Origin of the sequence: Bartonella sp. AA74HLJMH, from assembly GCF_042197045.1 — a bacterium.
Lineage (GTDB): Bacteria > Pseudomonadota > Alphaproteobacteria > Rhizobiales > Rhizobiaceae > Bartonella.
In genome coordinates, this window is sequence record NZ_JBHIRJ010000097.1 from 1 (window position 1) to 1158 (window position 1158).

A 1158-nucleotide genomic window follows, 5' to 3' on the forward strand; every position below is an offset into this window, starting at 1 on the left:
AATCTTGATGTTGATTTAGGAAAATTTCATCAATGGGTGGGGCGTGTTGGTGGGCGTTTAAGCAAGACGTTAGGTGTTGTGGAAGAGGGACGTGAAGTTTCTTTTTATAGTAAGCTTTCTTATTTGCATAGTTTTGAAGATAAGCAATTCGTTTCTTTTAAAAACGATTTTCAGTTAGGTTCCTTTGGTTCTTCTTTGGAAGCAGGGGTTGGGTTTAATGCTCGTCTCTCATCAAAACTTTCTCTTCGTGGAGATGTCACTTATCAGCATAGATTTAAGAAAATTGGTTTTTCTGGAACGAGTTTCTCTGCTGGATTGCGCCACCTTTTTTGAAGAGCTGCAATATGTATTTTTAGTTGAAAGGCAGAAGATTTTTCGGCCTTTTAATGTATTAGAATTTATTTTGCTTCATCAATATGGTTATTTTTTGATATAAAAGATTACAATAGATGCTTTCTTTTATGCGATGAGAAATTTTTCTAAAATTTTTGATGTTAAGATATGAGGACAGATTTCATTGTGAATATGAAAAGTTTGAATGCTGAATGCTTTCGGCATAATCTTTCAAAAGAGACGATATAGGTGGTTGTTTTTGTCCATTTCTTTATTCATTTTTATAGATCATAAGTTTAGTCTTTATGAGTTTTATGCATTGTTTTGAATTTTGTTTTAGAACTTTATTCACGTTTATATCATTTATACGCATATTATTTGTTCCCTTTTTTAGGATATTTACTTAAGAATTTTGGATAAATACTTGTTTTTAGAACAAACAGAGGGAGTTTGAGGTCAAATTATAATAAAAGTAAAGTATGCTTTATCGTGTTGTTACGGTTGTTGTTTTGTAAATGATAGGTGGTAGAGAAATTTCGATAAGATACAGGATATTATTTTCATTGCGGTCATGCGCGGATATCATCATTCTTTTTTCAGCATTCAATATTTGCGCAGATTTTAGCACTCGAGAATATTCATAAGAAGTAATTCACCTTTTTTCAAAAGTCCTTCTTTGCATGCCAGCTTCGTTTGTGATGGACAAGGGGTTAATTGATTAAATATAAACAGGTTTGAAATGAAAGAAATTTATAATATTCAGTTTTTATTCAATATGTAAAATGATGAATGAGCATTCTGAATTATTGCATGAAATTTTCCTAA

General features: G+C 31.1%; 1 protein-coding gene. It reads left to right on the plus strand.

Annotation, left to right across the window (positions count from 1 at the left end):
* Nucleotides 1-333: autotransporter outer membrane beta-barrel domain-containing protein (locus ACFINH_RS09890; RefSeq protein ID WP_375614003.1), on the plus strand; the 333-nt coding region annotated here is incomplete at its 5' end.
* Nucleotides 334-1158 lie beyond the last annotated feature (825 nt).